Genomic DNA, 5293 nt, shown 5'->3' with positions numbered 1-5293 from the left:
GTGGGGTGCGGTCCCAGTCGAGGGTGCTGCTCCAGTCGCGGACGAACTGCTTGTCCAGGGAGTGCTGGGGGCGGCCCGGCTCCCAGTCGTCGGCGGGCCAGAAGCGGGACGAGTCCGGGGTCAGGACCTCGTCGCCGAGGACGAGGGTGCCGTCGGCGGCGCGGCCGAACTCCAGTTTGGTGTCGGCGATGATGATGCCGCGTTCGGCGGCCAGGGCGGCGCCGCGCCTGTAGATCTCCAGCGTGACGTCCTTGAGGCGGGCGGCGGTGTCCTCGCCGATCTCGGCCACGACGTCGGTGTAGGTGATGAACTCGTCGTGGCCCTCGGCGGCCTTGGTGGTCGGGGTGAAGATCGGCTCGGGGAGGCGGGACGCGTCGACGAGGCCGTCCGGGAGGGAGATGCCGGAGACGGTGCCGTTCTTCTCGTACTCCTTGAGGCCGAGGCCGGTGAGGTAGCCGCGGGCGATCCACTCCACGGGGAGCATGCCGAGGCGGCGGCAGCGGATGGCGCGGCCCGCCCATTCGGCGGGGACGTCGGTCGCCGAGACGACATGGTTCGGGATGATGTCGGCGAGCTGCTCGAACCACCACAGGGACAGCTGCGTGAGGATCTTGCCCTTGTCGGGGATCTGCGTCGGCAGGACGACGTCGTAGACGCTCACCCGGTCGGACGCCACCAGGATCAGCTCGTCGCCGTCCGCGTAGACGTCCCGCACCTTCCCCGAGTGGATCAGCTCCATGTCGCTCCTCAGCCTGCCGTCCCTGCCGGCTTGCCGTACTGCCAGCTTGCCGTCCCTGCCGGATAGGAGTCTGGCACAGCGGCGTCCGCGCGCCTCACGAGGGCCGATAGGTTTTGATCAGTCGGGTGGGGGAGGCCGTCGGGGTGCGGGCTTTTCGTGTGGCCGCTGTGGCCCTTGTGTTGGTCGCGGTGCTGGGGGCGTGCAAGGCGTCCGAGGAACGCAAGGCCGTCCCGTCGCCGGGAGCGCCGGCGCCCAGTGCGACGCCTGTCGTGCGGGACGAGACGGCCATGTGGGGCAAGTGGGGGCTCACGCCGTTGCCCCCGGCGCCTGAACCGCCGGTGGAGAAACCTCTCGAACTCCCTGGGAAGGGGCCCGTGAAGGTCTTCGACCGGGTTCCCACGGAGGAGCGGGTCGTCTTCATCACGATTGATGACGGGCAGGAGAAGGACCCCAGGTTCGTCCAGATGCTGACCGACTTGCAGGTGCCGGTCACCATGTTCCTCACCGACAACGTCATCCAGGACGACTACGCCTACTTCAAGCCGTTGCAGGCGCTGGGGAATCACGTCCAGAACCACACGCTGACCCATCCCGTCCTGCCGGTGCTCGGGCTGGACGGCCAGAAGCGTGAAATCTGCGGGGATCAGGACGTCCTGTCCAAGCAGTACGGCACGAAGCCCACTCTGCTGCGTCCGCCCTACGGGAGATGGAACTGGGCCACACAGCAGGCGGCCCGCGAGTGCGGCATCGACGGGATCGTCATGTGGCGTGCGTCCATGCAGATCCACGACATGCAGTACGACGACGTCAACAAGAAGCTGCATCCCGGCGACATCCTGCTGGCCCACTTCAGGGGCCCGGAGCAGCTCAAGGGCGAGACGATGACCGCGATGTTCGGCCACATGCTCAAGCGCATCCAGAAGCAAGGCTTCGCCGTGGCGCGCCTTGAGGACTACATCACTCTCCAATGAACACCCGGATCGGGTCTAGGGACGAGTCGGCGAGGCGCCGCGGCCCTGCTTGCGGCCGTCGCCTTCCCCGAGGCCCCGCGACCTGACGCCCGCGATCTATAGTCGCTCAAAGGGGACGAATGCGACGCCGGTCATCGGGTAGGGCGGCCATCAACGGCCGAGAGGGAGTGACCGATGAACGATCGCATACCGGCTGAGGTGGAGCTGGCCTGGGACGAGTTCCACCGGGTCGTCAACATGACCTCGGACGAGCTGCGGACGTGGCTGCTCACCGACGCCTCGGGCGAGGACGCCTTCCCCGCGGACGGGCCCGGCCCGGGGGTCGGCGAACTCGGCGCCCGTGTCGTCGACGTGCTGCGCAAGCGGAAGGTCGACCTGACCGAGAGCGACACGGAGCTGATGGTGGAGGTCGTCGACTTCGTCGAGGACCGCCTGGAGAACCGTCCGCCGAACGCGGAGCGGGACGAGCGATGGCGGCACGCGCTGATGAGCGTGGGGCACGACCCGCTGCGTCCCGAGCCGTCGAGCGCCTAGGAGGCGAGATTATGCCGAACCCGCAGCAGCCCGAGATGAGGCGGTCGGAGCGGACCTCGGTGACCGAGGAGCCGGCGCCGGAGGCCACCGACCCGAAGATGACGCGGGCCAAGGGCCACGCGCACGGCACCGACAAGGGGAAGAAGGGCGGCGGCAAGGGCGGCGGGGTTCCGCCGGACCAGCGGCCGCCGCATCCCACCTGAGCCGGCGCGCAGCGGGCCGTCCCGGACCGGACCGGGGCGGCCCGCGCATGCGCGGCCGGCGGAAGGCGCGGGATGTGCGGCCCGCGCGGTGCGGCGGGGCTTGTGGGATACGGCGGGAGGGTAGGGACAAAAGGTGATCGAGCTGTCGCCGGGCCAGGGGCTCGTCGAGATAGGCGAGCTGCTGCTGGCGATGGTGCTGTCGGCGGCGATCGGCCTGGAGCGGGGGCTGCGCAACAAGAGCGCGGGGCTGCGCACGCACACCCTCGTCGGCGTCGGCGCGGCGCTGTTCATGCTGGTCAGCAAGTACGGTTTCGAGAACGTCCCGGGGAACGTGTCGCTCGACCCGTCCCGGGTGGCGGCGCAGATCGTGTCCGGCATCGGGTTCATCGGCGGCGGGCTGATCTTCGTCCGGCGGGACGCGGTGCGCGGGCTGACGACCGCGGCGGTCGTGTGGGTGACGGCGGCGGTCGGCATGGCGGCGGGCGGCGGGCTGTGGGTCCTCGCGATCGCGGTGACCGCCATGCACTTCCTCGTCGTCTACGGGCTGAGCGCGCTGACGCGGCGGCTGCCGATGCAGCGGTTCCGCCCGGCGGGGCTTGCGCGGATGCGGCTCGTCTACCGGGACGGACGGGGTGCGCTGCGGCGGGTCCTGATGGAGTGCACGCAGCGCGGCTTCGTGATCCTGGACGTCAACGTCGACCGCGACTACCTGCCGGACGACTCCGACCGGGGCCGGGACGAACGCCGCGACCGGCGCGAACCGCCCGAACGGCGCCGCCCCGGCAACGCCGTCGTGACGGTGGTGCTGGAGGGGACGGGCTCGATCCCCGACCTCACCGCGCACCTCAGCGAACTGGAGGACATCGTCGGCGTCACGGTCGGCTCCGACCGCGACGACGACGCGGAGTGAGCCCCGGTCGGCGGGTGCCTTACGGGACTTCGGTCTGCGGGCTGTAGCCCTCGTCCTCGCCGCCCGGGGCCTCGGCCTCGGCGATCGGCGGGTCCGTCGCGCTCGGGGTGTGCTCGTCGGCGAAGTCCGCGTCGGTCTCCTGCGGCGCCTCCGCCTCGGCGCGCCGGTCGGCGAGCGGCTTGTCCTCATCGTGCTTGCCTGCGCTCATCGCGCCCCTCCTCTCGAACGACTGCGTCTCAACGGCCGCGTCTCCGCCGGCCCGTCAGCTGCGGACCTTGCCGATGGCGTCGCGGACGCGGTCGGCGACGGCGGCCATCGGGCCGACCGCCAGGTTCTTGGCCGGCGACTCGGTGCCCTGGTGCGGGTGCGTGGGGGCGACCGCCTCCGCGGCGCGCACGGCCTTGGCCATGCCGCGCATCTGCTGCGGCGTCGCGTCCTGCCGGATGCGCGGGAACTCTTCCTTCTCCTCGTGCGAGGCGTGCGCCTCCACGTCCTTGTGGAACTCGGCGAACTTCTCCGCGAAGTCGGGCGAGTCGGTGTCCATCTTCTCCAGCTCGGACAGCGCGCCCTTGGCCTTGTTCTCCTCTTTCAGCCGGTCGTCCACCACGTGGGAGCCGTCGCCGATGGCACGGCGGGCGAACGGGTGGACGACCTCCTCCTCGGCCGTCTCGTGCACGGCGAGGAGCCTGCGCAGCTGGTCGAAGGCGTCCTTGCGGGCCTTTCCGCTGCTCCGCTCGACGGTCGACGCCAGCCGGCGGATCTCGTCGTGCTGCGCGAGCAGCAGATCGACGACGTTCTCGGTCTTCTCGCTCTTCACGGCCTTGTCGGGCATGGTCATCCTCCTCATCGGCTCCGAAGGGAGGCGATACCCGGCGGGTGGGATTCAATCCCCCAGGACGCGTTCGCGGACGAACCCGATGAGGCGGGAGGCGTCCGCCGCGTCCAGGACGATCGCGAAATGCTCGGCCAGCACTGCGGGCAGTTCCTCCGGCCGGAGCACGCGCCTGTCGGACGAGCCGTCCGGCCGGGTGATGGTCAGCGTCGTCCCGTCCACCACGTAGAGGGCATCGGGCGTGAACTTCTGCGTGAACGGACGCGCCGTGAACGGTGACCGGGGATTGGTCGCCACGTAGTAGTTGAGCACGTCGAAGTCGAGGCGGAACGTCTCGTTCAACGCGAACGTGTGCCGCAGGCCCCAGCCGCCGCCCTCCACCGTCTGGTGCATCTCCCAGTTGACGGTCGGCGGGTCCCACGTCGTGACGGTGCGGCCCCGCTGAAGGCGGAACCCCCACCCGTCCTGGAAGACCTCCTCGCCGTCCACGAACCGGAGCGGCTCCATCGGCCCGGCGCCGAACCCGACGTCGCTCAGCCAGCCGGGCTCGTCCCGCGGCTGCTCCGGCGGACGGACGTGCAGCAGCGCGTGCGTCATCGGCCGGAGGCGCGCCGAGCCCAGCATCACCCGCCCGACCATGGCCGTGACCTCGTAGCCGAGCCGCTCCAGCACCGCCGCGAACAGCCGGTTGTGCTCGAAGCAGTAGCCGCCGCGCGGCCGCTCGACCAGCTTCGCCTGGACGGCGTCCAGCGACAGGTCGATCGGCCGCCCGAGCATGATCTCCAGGTTTTCGAACGGGATGGACGCGACATGCGCCCGGTGCAGCTCCCGCAGCGTCGCCGCGGTCGGCGCCAGATCGCCGTCGTAGCCGATCCGCTTGAGGTAGGCGGGCAGGTCCAGCAGCTCCCCCTGCCACCCGTAGTCGAGGTCCTCGTTCATGACTCCCCTTCACCGGTTGCAGGGGTAACACCGGACACGGTGTGGATCTTTCCCGCATTCCGGATTCAGCAGGCGATTCGGTTCATGTCGCGGCGCTCGCCGGGTGGCGGCGGGCAGGGCGGCGTGAACGGGTGGCGGGGGCGCAACCGTACAGCGGGGGTGACG

General features: G+C 70.5%; 8 protein-coding genes. 4 read left to right on the top strand and 4 right to left on the bottom strand.

Translation table 11 applies throughout. The features are described from left to right. Positions 1-739: phosphoribosylaminoimidazolesuccinocarboxamide synthase (locus E1284_RS38145; RefSeq protein ID WP_131945008.1), on the bottom strand; the 739-nt coding region annotated here is incomplete at its 3' end. Between the two features lie 167 nt (positions 740-906). On the opposite strand from E1284_RS38145, the gene E1284_RS38140 reads away from it, so the two are divergent. The 4 genes from E1284_RS38140 to E1284_RS38125 all read left to right on the top strand — a co-directional run bounded on the left by E1284_RS38140 (position 907) and on the right by E1284_RS38125 (position 3357). Beyond that, positions 907-1710 (top strand): polysaccharide deacetylase family protein, encoded by an 804-nt coding sequence (locus E1284_RS38140; protein ID WP_243714999.1) that lies wholly within the window; start codon positions 907-909, stop codon positions 1708-1710. A 174-nt stretch (positions 1711-1884) separates the two neighbouring features. Continuing rightward, complete coding sequence (locus tag E1284_RS38135) at positions 1885-2244, top strand: DUF3140 domain-containing protein (protein ID WP_131945007.1); 360 nt, start codon at positions 1885-1887, stop codon at positions 2242-2244. An 11-nt stretch (positions 2245-2255) separates the two neighbouring features. Beyond that, entirely contained in the window at positions 2256-2447 is a 192-nt protein-coding gene (locus E1284_RS38130) for a hypothetical protein (RefSeq protein ID WP_131945006.1), read from the top strand. 190 nt (positions 2448-2637) lie between these two features. Continuing rightward, positions 2638-3357 carry an MgtC/SapB family protein gene (locus E1284_RS38125; RefSeq protein ID WP_131945009.1) on the top strand — a complete coding sequence of 240 codons (720 nt, stop codon included), beginning with the start codon at positions 2638-2640 and terminating at the stop codon, positions 3355-3357. 19 nt (positions 3358-3376) lie between these two features. Here E1284_RS38125 and E1284_RS38120 read toward each other — a convergent pair whose 3' ends face one another. The 3 genes from E1284_RS38120 to E1284_RS38110 are packed head-to-tail and all read right to left on the bottom strand — an operon-like array spanning position 3377 to position 5128. Next, entirely contained in the window at positions 3377-3565 is a 189-nt protein-coding gene (locus E1284_RS38120) for a hypothetical protein (protein ID WP_131945005.1), read from the bottom strand. Between the two features lie 54 nt (positions 3566-3619). After that, complete coding sequence (locus E1284_RS38115) at positions 3620-4189, bottom strand: hemerythrin domain-containing protein (RefSeq protein WP_207924196.1); 570 nt, start codon at positions 4187-4189, stop codon at positions 3620-3622. Between the two features lie 51 nt (positions 4190-4240). Further along, positions 4241-5128: an arylamine N-acetyltransferase family protein gene (locus E1284_RS38110; protein ID WP_131945003.1), complete on the bottom strand. Its 888-nt coding sequence runs from the start codon at positions 5126-5128 to the stop codon at positions 4241-4243. Positions 5129-5293: the final 165 nt, after the last annotated feature.

The organism is Actinomadura bangladeshensis, assembly GCF_004348335.1.
GTDB classification, from domain to species: Bacteria; Actinomycetota; Actinomycetes; order Streptosporangiales; family Streptosporangiaceae; genus Spirillospora; species Spirillospora bangladeshensis.
Note: the sequence above shows the minus strand (reverse complement) of the source record. Positions and strands in the feature narration are given on the sequence as shown.